We start from the raw sequence: 17,911 nt of genomic DNA on the forward strand, positions 1-17,911 counted from the left end.
CGATCGTCAGATCAATTGGTGCTCTGCTGATATGTACCTTTAATCCCCAAATGTACCTTTCGGTTAGGGAGATGAAAGGTTAACATCGAGACAAACTTGACTTGAAAGGAAACTTCCAATGAATTTTGCTTCCTTGCATCCCTATGTATATTTGGCGACCCGATACCCTTTTGCGAAGGGACAGTCGAGTTCTCCGCGAATTTGTTATACCAGCTCTATTTACTTGATCAGCGAAGGGTATGGGATATTAAGTACAAAGGGAAAAAGCAGCAGGCTTGGTCCCGGTTCGCTGATCTATATTCCAGCAGGGCAACTGCATGAATGGGTGGCTGATTCGGATAACCCTATGGTTCACCTGTGTTGTTATTTTGATTGGCATTATGTGGAGCGAAAAGATGTATTTGATACGGCCTGTCCGGTCTGTTATCCGCCAAAGGTGTTACAGCAAGCTTTTGTGGGTCCGACCTTTCCCTATGCGCTTAAAGAAATATCAAAGGTGGAATCTCTGCAGATTTGGCAGGATCTTTTCGAGGATTTTTATAAAAGCGGGTCATACACCAATGAGCAGACTTTTATGTGGAGCTTGATGATTCAGCGTAATTTCCAGACGTTTCTCGATTATTTTCTGAACTGCTGTATGGGAAGTGACTATGTAATCCCTGACCGCCGGATATCTCATATGCTTAAAATTATGGAGCAGGACTTACTTCATGGAGCGCCCAAGCCATTGGATAGCTATTACAAAAACCTCAATATGAGCCGAGGGCATTTTTTTGAGCTGTTCAGGAAGTCTACCGGATACTCTCCCAATAAGTATATGAATTACTTTCGTATTGGGCGGGCGAAGTACGATTTGCTTCACACCACATTAAGTATCACTCAAATTGCAGAGAAATATCACTTTAGCTCGGTTCATTACTTCTCCCGCCTCTTTCAGCAACGGACAGGTCAGGCTCCGCGCCAGTATCGCTTAAGTCAGTCCAACACTAGGGCCTCAAGCGATCCATTGGAATGAACAGGCTTTTTTTGTCTACATATTCCCCCTTCATTGTTCAAATAATGATGGGACAGAACAAAGGAGGGAACGATGGATGAATAAGGCCGGACGAAAAGGGTGGTCCTTCACCTGGAAATTTAAAATGACAGTGGTACTCACAAGTACGATATTCATGGTTCACGGTGTAGGCCTCTCTGCCAGCAGTGCAGAACCACAGATACCTTCAGGGCAGACGCCAAAGCAAATTTTAATGGAGCAGACATCAGTACAAGTACCTGGTTCAACTTCAGGTCAGTTATCACAAACTCCGACAGACAAATCGCATCCTAAACGAATGGCGATCATCATTGATGATGCGGGGAATGACATGAAGGGAACTTCTGAAATTTTGGCGACCCCGGTTAAACTCACACTGGCCGTGATGCCATTCTTGCAAACGACGAAGAAAGATGCGATTGCCGCACATGAAAAAGGAATGGATGTGATTGTTCACATGCCAATGGAGCCCAAAAAGGGCAGACCGGAATGGCTCGGCCCAGGTGCAATCACATCCAACCTGACGGATGAAGAAGTGCGTGATCGAGTCGAGAAAGCCATTGATGAAGTTCCTTATGCTGTCGGCATGAACAACCACATGGGTTCCAAGATTACGTCTGATAAACGCATCATGTCCATTGTATTGGATGTATGTCGAGAACGTGGGTTGTTTTTTGTGGATAGTCGAACCAATTTTCGCTCTGTGGTAGGGGAATTGGCCATCACCAAAAACATGCCACCAGTGGGCAACGATATTTTTCTGGATGACCACAATTCCAAACAACAAATACGCAAGCAAATGGATTTGGCAGCCCAACGTGCTCTTGACAAAGATGTGTGTGTAGTGATCGGTCACGTTGGTCATACCGGATTAAATACCTCTGCTGTCGTTCATGAATCCGTATCTCGACTCAAAGGTCAGATTGAGTTCGTCGGTATTAGCGATCTGGTTCGAGATGTGTGGCATTGGCAAGCTGAGCCTAAACTGCCGACAGATAATAAATAATGCCATTAGCAATGGACTGTGCAAGCCGTTTCTGTTCGCCGGGGTCGCTGATCATTGCGCGATCGTGTGCATTGCTCAGAAATCCGGTTTCAACAATTACAGCGGGTTGCTTCACGTGATTTAACAGGTAAAAGGGCTTGCCCCATACAACATCACGATCCGTCTTGTACAATTGATTAAGCTGATTCTGAATGGAACTTGCGAGCATGTAGCTTCGTCCTTCGTTCTGATGTAAAACGACCGGTCCTCGCGCGGATGATCTTGGACTCCAATTGGCATGGATACTGACCACGATGTCAGTGCTGACCTCTTCACTAAGGCTTTTGCGCTGAGCCAAATCTCTACGATGGCGTGAGCGACTGTTTAACCAGCGATTCTCGTCACTCAGCGCATAATCGCCGAGTCGGTTGATGATGACTGCATAACCCTTGCTGCGAAGCAGGAGATACACCTTTTGGCTAATGGCTAGATTGATGTCTTTTTCCAGTACCCCATGGTCTGTTGTTCCACCGTCAATGCCGCCATGACCAACGTCCAGAAGGATGACAGGCGCTGCAAACGCATGATGAGTGGAGTGATAGGCATCTCCATCGGTTACCGGCAGCATGGATGGGCTTATGGGTGATTGCTGTGAATGCAATGAAGACAGATCGGTCAGGGCGAATGTCGCCGCGCTGGCATGGGAGGTCAGGGGAATGGAACTGATGCTGATTAGCAGTGCCATCGATGCGGCCAGCAGCTTATACATGAGAATACACGCTCCTTCTTGAAATAGGCATCTTATGCCATAAAGTGAGTGAATGGATACCTTTGGCATTAGACTGTGCATTCTTCTGTTTTTCATACTCATTGCAGCAAAAAAAATGTTTATTGATGATCCCTTCTGCACACAATAGAGATAACATAAGCCCCGGCTTTGCCGGAGCTAAGGGAGGCAGAGTTTATGGCCAAAAGTGATGAATTGGTGAAATACATTACAGAGCGAGTCGTTCATTATATCGATACTCCGAAGGATGAGCGTAAAGGACGCACCAAAGCCAAAGAGCCGTGGACAATGAAGTGGTTTGGAATGATTCCTTTTGCCGTATCTCTATGGGTTGGAAAAAAGGAAAAAGCGATGAATTCGCAGAGGGAAATGCAGAAAAGAAGCTCTTCAGGTAAAGGGTAAATCAAGCACCAACGTAGTAGTTAGTTTCTTCCAAAGAAAAAGACGCATTCCTGTCAAAAACCAGAGGAAGGCGTCTTATTTGTTGTGAGGATCGTTCACGGTTTCACGGCATAGAAGTGCCCATCGCGCAGCAAGGTCTGAAGAGGTACAAATCGCCTTACCGAAGTATTCCCGCCTATAGCTACATATTGTTTTTGAACTGTTCCACGGTCGTCACGCCAGATTTGATAACCACTGACAGGCAAAGGACCGCCATATAAGACATTTTGCTGATCTGCAGAGAAAATGATCTTTTTATGCTCTTTCCAATGCTGATTCAATGTCTTTACACCGCTGATCGAAAGTGCTTTTGACGTGATCCATAACAGATTGTCCGCGGGATCGAACAGAGGTTGCAGATCCATGGAGTCAACGGACAACGAGGAGACTTGTGGTGAATCTTCGGGCGTTATCACGACAGCTTGTACAGATATTGACCTTATGGACTTCATTCGATTCGTAGCCTGCTGTGAGTCCCTATCCAGTGCACTCAGAACACCCGTTGGTAGAGCATCCCCGTTGGTTGCGTCTATATAGATTGTATCATGGTTAGGCCTTTCCACTTTCCAATAAGTGAGCAGGGGAGGCGCATAACGCAATTGAAGTCCTCCTCCGTTAGTAATTACCTCTTTCAAGTCCAGTTGCTGTCGATTGAGAGCTTGATCCAACAAGGAAAAGTTGTATGGTCGTTGTTCTCCCTGACCATACTCGCTCAGCTGAAATTGTCCTTGATCATTAGCTGAAATGATCATATAACCAACGGGTGACTCTCCAACATTAGCGTATACCAACCAGCTGCGTGTGCCTGGACCGAGGGGATAAAAGTCCAATTGAGCATGATCCCAATGGTTCCCTTCATGTTCCGTACTTAGAATGATGGCTTGCTCGCGAGCAAATTTTTGTACTGCATTAGGAGCCAATGTGTCGGAATGAAGTTCCGCCGAACTTGTGGCCATTGTAGTGGGGAGTACGGACCTAAATGCATTTTGAATTCCAGCACCTTCAGCTTGCAATAAGGGGAGCAGGGTGATTAAACATAGAAGGCAAATTACAATTCCGGTTATACGGCGGCTAATCACGTTCCATCCCTTGAGGAAGGGTCGTTTCATGCTAACACCTACTTTTCTGGGGTACATATCCTGACAAAACGGATTCCATTTTCGCTGCGTCATCGTTTCTAGTTCCATTCTAGAGGACAGGTTATGCAAAGGTTGCTGCAACCTGTCGGACTGCCAGTCATGAATAAACACTACTTTTGCCGTCATTTGCGGGAAAAGTAGTGTCTTCGTCGTCTATCTTAAATGAAACATGCCGCTACTTATCGCGGTAACCTTCACTTTGGGCTCATATTGCCAGATCATCTCGGTACGGCGTGTCTCGTATTGCAGCTTCATGGCTTCCCGGTCCATGACCGCTTGGCGGGCTTTATCCTGTTCCGTGTCCGTTTCTGGTTCTGGTTCTGCCTGAACAGGAGCTTCAGCCGCGAGTTCGACATCTGATCCGGTTGTCACACTATTTGGTTCAAAGGGATGCAGACGTGTATTCAGGATACGGGAAGGGCCGGAGTGGGAAGTCTGAATTTGAGCAGATGGTCCAGTCCCTGCATGATGCTGATCCTTTGAACTACTGCTTGTGCTGGAGGCAGAGATTGTATCTACGTCTACCTCAGGGGTGTCCTCTCTAAGAACTGCTTCATAGTACGTATCCACAACAGCAAGCTCCAGGTCAAGCCGTTCTTTGGCTTTCTCAGCCCAGCTATAGTCGAGTTCCAGCAAGCGGTTGGTCAAATGGGATTCCAGAGCTGCCCCGGCATCCGATAACGATACTTTGGCGGTCTGTACATGCATATTCTCAGCCAGCCTTGGACTAAGGTCACGTCTGTTCAGTTTCGAGCCGAACTTCTCCACAATTTCCCCTGTTCTGAGGGAGATGCCGATAAAATGAAGTTCCTCTTTTTTTAGATCACAGGCGAATTCCACTTTAAAACACACACCAAGCCATGGCTCGTATACTGCTGGTGCGGTAGCGCGCAATTGCCTTTTTGCAGCCTGTTCGAACAGGTTCACGAATGCGCCGCCTTCACGCGCTGCATTGAAGATTTGCTGCAACCTGCGGCTGCCATATACAACATCTTCTTTCAAAATTCGTCCGGGTCCCAGCTGAGGCAGAGAAGGGACAATGCCGAAGTACCGACCTAGAATAGTCTCTTTGGGAGCTTCGGGCGTACCAGAACCAGCACCTGGTGAGGCTGGGGGAGCTAACTGTGCAGCTTTTGCTTCTTCAGCCTCCAACGCTTGCTGATAGGCATCCGGATCGAAGACGAATGTAAAGGACATCGTCTCCGCAGGTGCTCCTGTTCGCTCCACAAATCCCCAATAATATGGACGGTTGGTTAACGCCTTGTCGGCTTCAGGTGAAAGCTTTACCGTAACATGGGCAGGGGAACGCTCCATAATCTGACAATCGAGTGTTTCCAGGTAAGTGAGCACATACGCCTGCACTTCATGGGGGGACATGGTCATGATCAGAGGCCTCCTTTGCGAATGTCAAGCCCGGATACGGCGGGTACCTCATCTGCGACTTCGCGCTGAATGGAGTTCAGCGATTGTCCAAGCGAGTCCATTTTACGGCGGATATCCTCTTCGTTTTGTGATTCAAGCATGATTTTGTACAAACTTTTTTCAATCGATTCCTTCTTCTCCAACCGCTCCAGAATGACATCCAATCCACCAATGACCATCTCGAACATATTGATCTTCTCATGAAGCAGATTCAGAATATGCTCCTCGATTGTGCCTGTCGTCGAAAGGTTGTAGATATTCACATCATTCTGTTGTCCCAATCGGTGTACGCGACCGATCCGCTGCTCGACACGCATGGGATTCCAGGGCAGGTCAAAGTTGATCATGTGATGGCAAAATTGCAGGTTGATACCCTCGCCGCCCGCCTCGGTTGCAATCATTGCCTGCACACGGCCGCGGAAGAGGTCCATCATCCAGTCTTTTTTACCCCGGTTCATGCCGCCCCGGTAGGGAACTGCGGTCAGGCCGTTGTTGCGAAAATAATTGAGCAAATACTCTTGCGTGGCGCGGTATTCGGTGAAAATAATAACCTTCTCATTCATGTTACGAACGAGTTCCATCGTTTTTTCAGCCTTTGTATTTTCCTTGATCGCTTTAATATGGGCAACGAGCTCCCAAATCTTATCTCGCAGTGGGGAGTCCAAAGGAAGTTTCTTCGACAGATTGACCAACGTCACAAACACAGCATCCCGGCTGCTGCATACTTCGCGCTGCAACGTTACAAGAGAAAGCATGCTGCTCAGATTGCCGCCCGCTTCCTGATACTGATCCTTCACAAAGGAAGTCACCCCATCGTAAAGGGCCTGTTCTTCGGGCGAAAGCTGCAAATTCACATTGGACACGTTCCGTTTGGTAAATTGAACAGGTCCTTCACCACGACGGTTACGGATCATGACTTTGGACAACTCATCCTTGAGCTGCTCCTGATTTTTTGGAATACGTTTGTCGACGACAAAGTTGGCTGCAAAATCACCCTGACGGCCAAGCTGTCCTGGCTTGAGCAGGTTAATGAGGTTGAACAGTTCGCTCATGTCATTCTGCACCGGGGTAGCCGTAAGCAGCAGGCAATATTTTTTTCGCAATTTCAGCATGAATTGATAGTTGGTCGTTTTTTTATTTTTGAGCTTATGAGCCTCATCGATAATAATCATGTCGTAATCCGTATTCAGCAGCAGGTCCTTATGCGGATCACGCTTAGCTGTATCCATGGAGGCAACCACAATTTCATTTTGCCAGGAATACGCCTTTTTCTGTGCAACCGCAGGGATCCCAAATTTGGAATTCAGCTCTCGGACCCATTGCAATACAAGGGACGCTGGCACGAGAATGAGCACTTTGGATACGAGTCCACGAACTATATATTCTTTCAAAATCAGGCCAGCTTCAATCGTTTTGCCAAGTCCAACTTCGTCGGCGAGAATGGCACGGCCTGACATTTCGAACAGTACTCTGCGTGCAGTATCCATCTGGTGTGGAAGAGGGGTGAGTCCCTGTAAATGCTTCAGACATTGGATTTCATCAAAGTTGGGAATCAGATTGGTCTCTTCGGCTTGAATGCCAAGTTGAAAGAGTCTGTAATCGCCCCAAGGGCCGCCTTTGTCGAGTCTGGACTCCAGTTGGTTGATCCAGCTGCGATCGAATTCAAGCGGAACGGGCAGTTCTGATGCAGGTTGATTAATTTGATGCGGGTTTCTCCGGTTCATGGTGCTTCCTCCCCTGCCATTCGTGATGACGGTTTATTCGTAGGTAATAGTATGGACGAATGAGAGGCAGTTCATAACCGACCTTGGAATAAGAGGTGGTTCCAGTCGAGAAATCTGGAAGGGTTGTCAAATGACAGGTATTCACGTATGTTGAGGGATAGTGCTTTACCTATGTAAAGTGACCATAGTATCTCACTATATATTTTGGAAATAAAGGAGGGCGAATCTGTTTATGATTTCATTGATTTTTGATATGGATGGCACGTTATTTCAAACAGATCGAATATTGGAAACTTCTCTGCATAATACGTTTAATCATCTAAGATCAAAGGGATTGTGGGAGCAGGATACGCCAATAGAAAAGTACCGTGAAATTATGGGAGTTCCTCTGCCCGTCGTCTGGAAGAATTTATTGCCCGGATACTCGGACCAGATCAGACAACAAGCAAATGAATGGTTTCATGAGAAGTTGATTGCGAATATCGAGGCAGGCCATGGTGCCCTGTACCCGTACGTAGAAGAGTTCTTTCAATACTGCAAAGATAAGAGTATACCGATATACATAGCGAGTAATGGACAAGTCGAATATTTAAATGCCATCGTAACCTATTATCATTTGGATGATTGGGTAACGGAAACATTCAGCATACAGCAGATTGCATCACAAAATAAGTCTGATCTCGTACGCTACATCGTGGAGAAATATAAGATCACTCATGGAATGGTCATTGGGGATCGATTGTCTGACATTAAGGCGGCGAAGGATAATGATTTAATGTCCATTGGGTGTAATTTTGACTTTGCTCAAGCCGATGAATTAGCTCAGGCGGATCGGGTTATTGACAGCATCGAGGAGTTGAAGACCTTAATCGGTGTACTGTAAAATGGATGCAACAAAAAAGCGGCCCATGTGGCCGCTTTACGATTTAAAGAGATTAACTCCAATATTTCTTAATAATTTCATCGCGTCCGGAATAAATCCGGGATTCTTTATAATATTTTGGATCTTTGCGGTGGAAATTTTGATGATATTCTTCTGCCGGATAAAATACGGAGGCTTCCTCAATGGCAGTAACAACAGGTTTATCGAATCGGCCTGTTTTGCCGAGTTCCTCTCGTGATTTCAGGGCCAATTGGCGTTGTTCTTCATTGTGATACAGAATGGCAGCCCGATATTGGCTCTTACGATCATTACCCTGACCTGTTGCATCTGTCGGATCGATCTGTGGCCAGTAAAGCTCAAGCAATTTCTCATACGGGAAAATGGCTGGATCAAACGAGATTTGCACAACTTCCAAATGTCCTGTTTCCCCGGTCAATACTTGCTCATATGTAGGGTTTTCTACGGTTCCACCCATGTATCCGGATATAATTCCGTGAATGCCGGGTTGCTCTTCAAAAGGACTTACCATACACCAGAAACATCCCCCGGCAAACGTTGCTTTTTCGATCACTGCTATTCCCCATTTCTCAGTTGTGTTTAATCAAGATTACTATGAAAGCTAGTCATAACGCAATCCATTTGATAGTTCATCCACCCGCCCCCAATCGAGCACCACAAAACCTTTTCTTTTTTTGCACAGGATTTCCAGATCGGACAGTTTCTGAATGAGGCGATTTAAGTGTCGGGGTGTTGTACCGATTACGGATGCTATTTCCGGAATGTGAGGCGTGCTTATTTCCTTGCCAAACTCTTTGGGCAGACGAGTGGACATCAAATAGATAGCGAACCGTTCTTCAACGGAGGATAGTGAGTTGATTCGGGATGCCGCTGTACATGTCTGCAGTTTATAGGACAGATGTTTGAGCATTTCATTCAAAAAACGATAATCCTGCATTAATTTTCGTTCAACGAATTCTATGTCTAAAAACAGGAATTTGGAGGGCTGCACAGCCTGCACCTGTGACTGTACAACCACTTTCTGAATCAATTCAATATCACCAAAGATAGACAAGGGGTGGCAGAAACGCAGCAAAAGAGACTTACCAGTCTCGACACTTGAGGAGACTCTGGTCAGACCTTCCACTTGAAAGTAAAGACCATCCAACTCATTGCCTTCGGAAAGAACATATTCATCTGAATCATATTCCCGAAGCTGAATGGGAAGCAAAGCAGCGTCGGCAAAGATTTGTTCCAAATTAAAAAGGGACATGTAAGATTGTATTTTTTCATATTCCCTGTACATTTTCATTTTTTTTCACCTCAAATGGACATCGGTCCTTTTCATTATATATGAACTTGATATGATTAGAAAAACGAGGGGGAATGATGATGAAATTTGTGTTTGATCTGGATGGAACGATCTGTTTTCAGGGGAAACCGTTAACCAGTGAAATGGTACAGACATTGGACTTTCTCATGGAGAAAGGTCATGAACTTATTTTTGCATCTGCACGACCAATCCGTGATTTATTGCCTATTCTGCCCGTCCATATGCAGCATTTCCCGATGGTAGGGGGTAATGGAGGGTTTGTGTATCGCAGTGGGCTTGAGGTTTCCACAGTTTATTTGGAAGCATCCATTGCGGACCATATACTGACGTTATTGAAGCAGCATGAAGCAGAGTATCTCATTGATTGTCAATGGGATTACTGTTATTCAGGCAACCCGGAGCATCCTATTCGAACCAATCTGGACCCCGAGTGCAGAGCGAAGAACATATTGCTGGAGGAATTAACCCAGATTGTGAAGGTGGTCGTCCTAAGCAGCCGTAATCACCAGGAGATGCTTGAGGCGTTACGGAACCTTCATGTGGTGACCTACATGCATGGAACAGAGAATATCATCGATATTAGTCCTGAGGGCGTGAATAAATGGACAGGACTGCAAGCACTTGGGGTCTTTTCCCATGATTTCATTGCTTTTGGAAATGATGCGAATGATATTCCCATGTTTGAGTATGCGAGTCGTTCCATTTGTGTGGGACAACATGAGAAGCTAGCTCAGATTGCGAGTGAAAGGGTAGAGAGCCAAGAGAAGAATGTCATGGACAAAATTATTGAAATTGCAGAAAGATTGGAAGAAGAAAGCAGTATATTTGACGAGTCAAAGGTAGAGGTCGAAGATAGTGCAACAGGATGATCACTAACGGGATTTAGCATTAGAGATAATCTAAAAATCAAGAAGGAGTCCGCCATTAGTGGACTCCTTCTTTCTCATAACAAGCCTCTCTCTTCTAAACGTAACTGATGATCCCCATGATGAACTCATAGAGGAAGTATAGGGAAAATCCAAATAGCAGTATTCCGGCTATGACGGAAACCCAGCGAATCATGGAGCGACTCATTACTCTTCTAGTAACCGACACCACCGACAAAAGCCCCAAATCGTGAATTAGAATACCACTCATTACGCCGCATGCTGCGATAGCAAAGCTGGCTGAATGTGCTGAGCTATAGGAATCAGATAACACTGCACCGAATACGGAAACCCAAAAAATCAGATTCCCTGGAGATACGGCGACAAGTAACCCATTGCGATATGTACTAAAGAATGATTTCTGTGTCTTTTCGTCTGCAGGAGTAATATCTTTATCCGCATTCTTAATGGAATCGTAGCCCAGATAGGCCAGAAATCCTGCACCTACCAGCCAAAGCGGGATCTGCACATACGGCAAGGCCAGTACAGAAGCGAAGCCAAAGTACATGGCGAGTATAAGCGTAACATCAATCGTCATCCCACCGAGCCCAACTGCCCATCCGTGGATAAACCCATTTTTCAAACCTTGCTTTGTCATTTCTACAGTAATTGCTCCGACTGGCATGGCAATGGCAAGACCAATCAAGAAATATTTTAGATAAACTTCCATTTCACATCCCTTTCATCTCAGTTGATTCATCTTACTGTTGTAAAGTAAAAATGTATTTTTTAATTTAATACACCTATCTTCGAATATCAAGTGAAAAATAATTGGGGAAATTCAGCAGTGGCCCCGTTTTCGCTAATATTTTCGTATGTTCAAAAAGTGATTAGTGCTGAAGGAAGTAATTCTTTTTCATCCTTTACTTATATTGTATAATTATGGATGAGAAAACGGCCTATTACAGCTTAAGGGCCTATTGAAAACGAAGAGGTGATCAGATGCGGAAACCGGTAGATGAACCCATGTTTTATTCGTATCCGGGTATGGTGGCGATAGTTACATCCCGTCATAAGGACATTCAGAATGTGATGGCTTCAGGCTGGCATACCTATATTGGATCGTCTCCCGGAATTTACGGGGTATCGCTGAGGAAGGAAACGTACTCTTATGAATTGATTGAGCAGAGTGGAGTATTCGGGGTACACTTTCTTCCGGGTCATCATTCGGAGTGGATTCAGGCTGCGGGAACCTTCAGTGGAAGAGACACAGACAAATTCTCGAAATTCGGGATTACATACGAAGAAGGAATCAAAGTGAATGTCCCAATTTTGACCGAAGCTTATTTTGCTTACGAGTGCAAGGTTATCGATATCACAACGTATGGGGATCATGAATGGATTGCAGGTGAAGTGTTACAGCGGTATCTAGACACGGAATACTTCCTGGACAATGGAATGGTTAATCTGGACAAATTGCAGATTCCAATGTACATAGGACGATCCTCTTATCGGATTCTTAATGGGAGTGCGGAAGAGAAGGTTCATCCGTTTTACCTCTAGGGTCCTAGGCACCAAGATGCAATTATGAGCAAAACTTTCAATCCGGCAAGAGATAGGTTTATAATGGTTATTGGCTGCTGAGCAAGTCGGCAGCCTTTTCCTATTGGCGCGAACACTCCACAGACCCTCAGAGGGATCTGCTCATATATGAAATAAAAGGCAAGGTAATATTAGCCATTCCATGAAAAATGCTGTATTTAACAATAAAATTAGAGTATGATTTTACAGCTATATATGCTTGGCAGGAAAGGTTACATCGTTTCATTGGATTGTAACTATTGCTGTAATTTGTGAATAATCTTTCGGGCGTATAATGCTAAACGGGAGATAACAACAAAGATATAAAGAAATCGTAATCATAAAACATCATGGTTAAGTAACTCGTCTTCTTTATGTTGTAAATGAATGATGGAAGGTGCAATACGTATGTTAATGACAACCAGAACCACAAGGAGTTCTCGAACGCCCCAGACATGCATGATGTCGACTCACATTGTCAAGGAGGGGCTCGCATGCCACAATCGTTGAAAAGCAAGCGACATATGAACGGACTGGATGGTTTGCGAGCCATCGCTGTGCTTGCAGTTATAGGGTATCATCTGAATTTAGGTTTTATTCCGGGCGGTTTGCTCGGTGTAGGCATTTTCTTTGTTCTATCAGGGTATTTGATTACAGACATTCTTTTGACACAATGGCAGGAGCATGGCCGGATATCGCTCGGTGATTTCTGGGTGCGAAGAGTAAGGCGCTTGTTACCTGGCATGATCACGATGACAGCGGTGGTGATGATTTGGTTGCTCTGCACAGATCCAGCTCGACTCGCTGCGTTGCGTGGTGACATTGTCTCGGGAGTATTATACATAAGCAATTGGTGGTATATCTTTCATAACGTTTCCTATTTCGAAAGTTTCGGCCCTCCATCACCCTTTGGACATTTCTGGTCGCTGGCTGTGGAAGAACAGTTTTACATTGTATGGCCCCTTCTACTGGTCGCAGCAATCGTCTTGTTCAAAAGAAAGGGATGGCTGGTCGTCTTTATTGTCGTGGCAGCTGAATTGTCTGCTGGTGCAATGGCCATCATGTATAATCCGGATCTAGACCCGAGCCGTGTTTATTATGGAACAGACACAAGAGCATTTGCTCTACTGGCTGGTGCTGCACTGGCCGTGGTATGGCCGAGTCGCAAACTATCGTCATCCCTTGCCCGCATCAATCGCCTTGTCCTGGACGTGTTAGGCTTAGCTGCGCTTGCTTGGTTGATCTACATGATGCTGAATAGCAGTGAGTACGACCCTTCATTGTATCGAGGAGGAATGGTACTTCAGGCCATAGCGACGACACTGCTCGTAGCTGTATTGGCTCATCCATCATCCTTCCTGGCAAGGCTCATTGGCGCTAAGCCATTGCGCTGGATTGGTGAAAGGTCCTATGGTTTATATTTGTGGCACTATCCTGTCATTATTCTAACGAGTCCAACGGTAGACACGGGTGGAGCACATCCTGTGCGAATGGTTTTGCAGATTGCAGCAACGGTTGCACTGGCCTCCTTGTCACTTAAATATATTGAAAATCCAATACGTCACAACGGATTTCGCGATTCCTGGTCCCGGTTATGGGGAAGAGGGCGCAATACAACAGGTATTCGCAACGTATGGTGGAAGCGCGCTGGATTGCTGATGAGCATTCTGTTAATGTGCTTTACAGTGTCACAGATGATGATTACTTCAGCAGCGAATTCTGATTCCCATTCGGTATCGATGTCGGCTACGCTGAATGGAGATCATTCCGTAACGGAGGAAAAAGGGCAGGATGTTCTTCCAGCAACAGTGAGCACTTCTGGGGCGGACAACCAACCTGCGCCACAGAAAAACGACAAACCAGCAGCGAACGAAAATCCACCAGGTAATGGAGAACAGCAAACGACGAAGCCAGATAAGGCTCCCCAATCTGAGGAGCCAAACTCAGGTGAGCAGAAAGGATCAACCCCCGGCGACTCGAACCACGCTGTTGGTAAACCCAAAGGCAGCAACGAAAATCCGGGAAATCCAGAAGACGACGGTAACGGACAACCGGAGGATCCGGATAATACGTCAGATTCCTCCAAAGAGGAAGTGGAAACAGCCCCTCCAGCCAAAGACGGAAAAATTCATTATACGATCATTGGAGATTCGGTTATTTTGGACGCCAAGCCTTATCTTGAACAAACCATATCGGGCGTGCACGTGGACGGTCATATCGGCCGTCAGATGTGGGAGGCTGCCGATGTATTGGATGGCCTGAAGAGAAATAATCAAATGGGCAGTCAGGTCGTACTGGAGCTTGGAACAAACGGTTCCTTCAATTCCAAAAGTCTGAATTCTGTACTGGATTATTTGAAAGATGAAGAACATGTTTATCTGGTTACCGTGCGAGTCCCTCGCCCATGGGAACGAACCGTGAATAAAGCACTGAACGAAGCGGCTTCCGATTATAGCAATGTATCTCTCATTGACTGGCACACTGCGAGTGAGGGGCATGACGAATATTTCGAAAAAGATGGCGTACATCTGACGAAGGAAGGTTCGGCAGCATTTGCAGCACTTGTGAAAGACAACATGAAATAAATCAGAACTTATCTATTCATTTATTTATAGTTCATGAATGTTTACGGCCCCAAATTAGAGACATTAAGGTTAACTCCATAAAAGAAGAACAAAACAGCCGATGCTTCCCTAACAAGGAGTCATCGGCTGTTTTGTTGATTAACGCTGTATGTGAATAGCACACATCATTATTGATAGGATTCGTATCGCTGCTGGAACGAAGACTCCATCTCCAGTTGCTTAGCCAACTGCTGCTTCACTTTTTCTCCACGTCTGGCTTGCAGCTCTTGCAGCTGTTCTGTAGAGCTGAATTGATCGGCGGCCATATCAATGAGCAGCTCTGCGAGCACGTCCGCATCTTCCAATGCTGCATTCAATCCAAAAGCGCCCGTTGGAGTCATCGTGTGAGCGGCATCCCCAAGCAAGACTATGTTGTCCTTCGCCCACGAATCGGCAAAACTGCTCTCTACGGATAACAAAACAAAATCACTCCAGGTTTGGATATGTTCAGCTACCGAATCAGCGAGACAGGGAAAGGCCGCCACGAGTTTCTGTACAAAGGGAGCAAAAGGCTGTTCACGCAGCTTAGAGAAGGACCCTTGAGGAATGTTCCATCCGATCTGTACGTATCCTCCGAATTGTGAGAATAACGCCAACTGCTGCCCATCCATACTGGCCATCCGAACAGCAGGTTCCCAGCCTGCTGGAGCAGGAATGCGAGCCCATAACAGGTCGTATCCATGTTTGCGGATATCCGGGGTCAGACCAGCGTGTCTGCGTACAGCTGAATATCTGCCATCTGCACCAACAATTACCGCTGCTTCGATGGAAGCAGGTCGTCCTTCTTGCCGAATGTTGATGCCAACCGTGTGGTCAGCCTTATTTCGTAACAACCCAGTCATAACCGTATTATAAAGAACTTGGTCGTTTCCCTGGTGCTGTGATTGTGACACGATGACTTCCAGCAGATGATCCTGCGGCACGTGAATGCCTACATGGTATTCTTGCTCTCCAGGGAAAATGGTGTGGATGATCTGACCATTCTCCCAATATTGAATTTGCTCCAGGGGCAGCACGCCACGCTGGGTGACAGCAGCGTATAACCCATGCTTGTTCAATACATGTTCACCATCTGCATTGAGCACTTCGCCACGAAACGACTTAAGCAGGTGCGGCTGGCGCTCGATCAGAATGGTGGATATTCCCTGCCGTCTCAGCAGGAATGAGAGTAGAGCCCCTCCAGGGCCAGCTCCCACAATACAAACGTCAGTTTTTAAATGCGTATTTTGATTCATGTGTAAAATTCCCTTGCAATATAATGGATGAAAATCGTATTACTTTATAATAACAGATTTATAAAAATCATTAAGTAACTAAAAGTAACTTTAAAGATATAGGTTATTATAAACAAATTCATTCCAATATTGCAATAGAATCATTCTATTTCTATGCAGTAAGGGGGATTCAAGCCTGCGGTATTGCTTTTCAGCTTATGAGCGCAGGCCTGATAAGGACAGCAAATTCTTTTATAGGAAATACTCTGATTACTATGTGATCAATCGGTTGGTTATGCGAGCCACACGTTCTCCCAGAGCTTTACCCAGTGCTATGCCTTGTTCGCTGAGCAGATCATCACTGTCCACCGGGCAAGTCACCCCAACACCGTAATAGGAGCCATATAATGCATTATCTGCAAAGTTCCCAGGTAGCCCGGTAATAATCATGCCCTGATGAAGCATCGGTGTCAGCAAATGAATCAACGTTGATTCCAGTCCACCATGTTCGGTGGCGATGGTACAGAACACTGCGCCGACTTTGTCTACAAGTTTGCCCTCTGCCCAGAGGTAGCCCAACTTGTCGATCCATTTTTTCAAACCCGAACTGATGGAGCCAAAATGCCCGGGGCATCCCCAGATAATGGCGTCCATTTCCACCAGCTTGTAGATGTCGGCTTCTTCAGTGGAATGCAAATGAACGGTTGCACCATGTACACTGGCTGCGCCAGCAGCAATCGATTCGGCAAGCGCTCGTGTATGCCCGCCTTCACTATCGAAAACAATATAAATGTTCATTGCTTGATTCCTCCTTGTGTGGTTATCTGTTCATGCTATAAGGTAGCTTGTCACATGAAACCGCAAAATAAGCATGAACTTTACAGACAAGTAAAGGGTTTTGGGAAACAAGCGCATTTTTCACAAACAAAATAGTACAAATATGTTACAATATAAGGTAGGTTATGATCAAAGGTAGGAGGAACGTTTATGAGCCCGGATACGGAGCGAAACTCTCAATTGGCAAATGTGGATCAATTGTTGGAGGCCTTCTTCAGATATAAGAATAAAGTATTGGATCAGCAGCAAAAGAATGAAACAAACTGCAAATTGAATCCGACGAAAAGTCATATATTGGGCATGATTTTACGTGAAGAACGCTGTATGGCTGTGGATGTGGCCAGACAACTTAGTTTATCTTCGGGAGCAACTACGATTGTGCTGAACCAACTGGAGAGCGAAGGTCTAATCCAGCGGGTGCGCAGTGAAGAGGACAGAAGAATTGTATGGTTGTCCTTAACGGAAGAAGGGCAGCAGCTTGCAAAAACGTTGATTAATAATCGCGGTCGGATGACGTGGGAACTTTTGCAGGCGCTTACGGAAGAGGAACAACTGCAGATGTTTGGCATGCTGAAGAAGATTGAGTTAAAACTGTTAGAGAAAATGAAAACGTTGGAACAAACGCATCGCTAAATATTTGGTGTGTAAAACGCCAGTCTTTAAGAATTTGAGCCCGCTTTGGGACTTGAATCTTGAAGGCTGGCGTTTTAATTTTTCCAATCAGAGATGGAAGCGTTGAATGTGATCGGTCAGACCTTCCTGGATCAGAATTTCCTTCTGTTTTTTACCGAGTAGGTCAAAATGGGGAAAAGGCTGACGCCGATGGATGTAACGTGGGTCGAGTCCATGTTCTCTACACCAGTCCTCAAGCCGTTTCAGATCTGCACAGCCCACTTTGGTCACACTGGTAATGCCCGGAAAACGGTTGTCGATCCAGAAATGAGTAAGATAGGCAAGGTCGCCACGAGATACACGTTCTTTCCACTCGGCCAGTTCCTGTCGTTTAATTCCAAATGCCATAGACACCAAGTTCCTTTCCAAACGG

18 protein-coding genes are annotated in these 17,911 nt (G+C 45.7%); 8 read left to right on the forward strand and 10 right to left on the reverse strand.

The window, feature by feature from the left end; all coding sequences use genetic code 11:
* Positions 1–118 precede the first annotated feature (118 nt).
* Positions 119–1,015: an AraC family transcriptional regulator gene (locus RS891_RS10410; RefSeq protein ID WP_315795222.1), complete on the forward strand. Its 897-nt coding sequence runs from the start codon at positions 119–121 to the stop codon at positions 1,013–1,015.
* A gap of 76 nt (positions 1,016–1,091) precedes the next feature.
* A complete protein-coding gene (locus RS891_RS10415) occupies positions 1,092–2,039 on the forward strand; it encodes a divergent polysaccharide deacetylase family protein (RefSeq protein WP_315795223.1) in 948 nt (315 codons plus the stop codon).
* Here the strand turns inward: RS891_RS10415 and RS891_RS10420 are convergent.
* On the reverse strand, positions 2,014–2,787 hold the full coding sequence (locus RS891_RS10420; RefSeq protein WP_315795224.1) for an N-acetylmuramoyl-L-alanine amidase family protein: 774 nt from the start codon (positions 2,785–2,787) through the stop codon (positions 2,014–2,016). The genes RS891_RS10415 and RS891_RS10420 overlap by 26 nt on opposite strands.
* A 195-nt stretch (positions 2,788–2,982) precedes the next feature.
* Between RS891_RS10420 and RS891_RS10425 the strand changes: the two genes are divergently transcribed.
* Positions 2,983–3,207 carry a YqzE family protein gene (locus tag RS891_RS10425; protein WP_113052742.1) on the forward strand — a complete coding sequence of 75 codons (225 nt, stop codon included), beginning with the start codon at positions 2,983–2,985 and terminating at the stop codon, positions 3,205–3,207.
* A 95-nt stretch (positions 3,208–3,302) separates the two neighbouring features.
* On the opposite strand, the gene RS891_RS10430 is transcribed toward RS891_RS10425, so the two are convergent.
* From RS891_RS10430 to RS891_RS10440, 3 genes are all read right to left on the reverse strand, one after another.
* Complete coding sequence (locus RS891_RS10430) at positions 3,303–4,355, reverse strand: hypothetical protein (protein ID WP_315795225.1); 1,053 nt, start codon at positions 4,353–4,355, stop codon at positions 3,303–3,305.
* 183 nt (positions 4,356–4,538) lie between these two features.
* Positions 4,539–5,768 (reverse strand): YqhG family protein, encoded by a 1,230-nt coding sequence (locus RS891_RS10435; RefSeq protein ID WP_315795226.1) that lies wholly within the window; start codon positions 5,766–5,768, stop codon positions 4,539–4,541.
* Between the two features lie 2 nt (positions 5,769–5,770).
* Complete coding sequence (locus tag RS891_RS10440; RefSeq protein WP_315795227.1) at positions 5,771–7,531, reverse strand: DEAD/DEAH box helicase; 1,761 nt, start codon at positions 7,529–7,531, stop codon at positions 5,771–5,773.
* Between the two features lie 232 nt (positions 7,532–7,763).
* On the opposite strand from RS891_RS10440, the gene RS891_RS10445 reads away from it, so the two are divergent.
* The gene (locus RS891_RS10445) at positions 7,764–8,414 is read left to right on the forward strand and encodes an HAD-IA family hydrolase (RefSeq protein WP_315795228.1); all 651 of its coding nucleotides are present in this window, start codon (positions 7,764–7,766) and stop codon (positions 8,412–8,414) included.
* A 52-nt stretch (positions 8,415–8,466) separates the two neighbouring features.
* Here RS891_RS10445 and msrA read toward each other — a convergent pair whose 3' ends face one another.
* Positions 8,467–8,982: a peptide-methionine (S)-S-oxide reductase MsrA gene (gene msrA, locus RS891_RS10450; RefSeq protein WP_024629294.1), complete on the reverse strand. Its 516-nt coding sequence runs from the start codon at positions 8,980–8,982 to the stop codon at positions 8,467–8,469.
* A gap of 51 nt (positions 8,983–9,033) precedes the next feature.
* Positions 9,034–9,723 (reverse strand): Crp/Fnr family transcriptional regulator, encoded by a 690-nt coding sequence (locus tag RS891_RS10455; protein ID WP_315795229.1) that lies wholly within the window; start codon positions 9,721–9,723, stop codon positions 9,034–9,036.
* A gap of 74 nt (positions 9,724–9,797) precedes the next feature.
* On the opposite strand from RS891_RS10455, the gene RS891_RS10460 reads away from it, so the two are divergent.
* Positions 9,798–10,613 carry an HAD hydrolase family protein gene (locus RS891_RS10460; protein WP_315795230.1) on the forward strand — a complete coding sequence of 272 codons (816 nt, stop codon included), beginning with the start codon at positions 9,798–9,800 and terminating at the stop codon, positions 10,611–10,613.
* 94 nt (positions 10,614–10,707) lie between these two features.
* On the opposite strand, the gene RS891_RS10465 is transcribed toward RS891_RS10460, so the two are convergent.
* The gene (locus tag RS891_RS10465) at positions 10,708–11,340 is read right to left on the reverse strand and encodes a LysE family translocator (protein WP_113052735.1); all 633 of its coding nucleotides are present in this window, start codon (positions 11,338–11,340) and stop codon (positions 10,708–10,710) included.
* A gap of 272 nt (positions 11,341–11,612) precedes the next feature.
* Between RS891_RS10465 and RS891_RS10470 the strand changes: the two genes are divergently transcribed.
* Both RS891_RS10470 and RS891_RS10475 read left to right on the forward strand, forming a co-directional pair.
* A complete protein-coding gene (locus RS891_RS10470; RefSeq protein ID WP_315795231.1) occupies positions 11,613–12,173 on the forward strand; it encodes a flavin reductase family protein in 561 nt (186 codons plus the stop codon).
* A 512-nt stretch (positions 12,174–12,685) separates the two neighbouring features.
* Positions 12,686–14,776 (forward strand): acyltransferase family protein, encoded by a 2,091-nt coding sequence (locus RS891_RS10475; protein WP_315795232.1) that lies wholly within the window; start codon positions 12,686–12,688, stop codon positions 14,774–14,776.
* Between the two features lie 167 nt (positions 14,777–14,943).
* Here RS891_RS10475 and RS891_RS10480 read toward each other — a convergent pair whose 3' ends face one another.
* Together RS891_RS10480 and RS891_RS10485 are read right to left on the reverse strand one after the other, a co-directional pair.
* Entirely contained in the window at positions 14,944–16,050 is a 1,107-nt protein-coding gene (locus RS891_RS10480; protein WP_315795233.1) for an FAD-dependent monooxygenase, read from the reverse strand.
* 252 nt (positions 16,051–16,302) lie between these two features.
* Positions 16,303–16,827: an NAD(P)H-dependent oxidoreductase gene (locus RS891_RS10485; protein WP_053783691.1), complete on the reverse strand. Its 525-nt coding sequence runs from the start codon at positions 16,825–16,827 to the stop codon at positions 16,303–16,305.
* 189 nt (positions 16,828–17,016) lie between these two features.
* On the opposite strand from RS891_RS10485, the gene RS891_RS10490 reads away from it, so the two are divergent.
* Complete coding sequence (locus tag RS891_RS10490; RefSeq protein ID WP_315795234.1) at positions 17,017–17,499, forward strand: MarR family winged helix-turn-helix transcriptional regulator; 483 nt, start codon at positions 17,017–17,019, stop codon at positions 17,497–17,499.
* Between the two features lie 87 nt (positions 17,500–17,586).
* Here the strand turns inward: RS891_RS10490 and RS891_RS10495 are convergent, their stop codons facing one another.
* A complete protein-coding gene (locus tag RS891_RS10495) occupies positions 17,587–17,886 on the reverse strand; it encodes a hypothetical protein (RefSeq protein ID WP_113052730.1) in 300 nt (99 codons plus the stop codon).
* Between the last annotated feature and the right edge of the window lie 25 nt (positions 17,887–17,911).

It is taken from the genome of Paenibacillus sp. BIC5C1, from assembly GCF_032399705.1.
GTDB lineage: Bacteria > Bacillota > Bacilli > Paenibacillales > Paenibacillaceae > Paenibacillus > Paenibacillus taichungensis_A.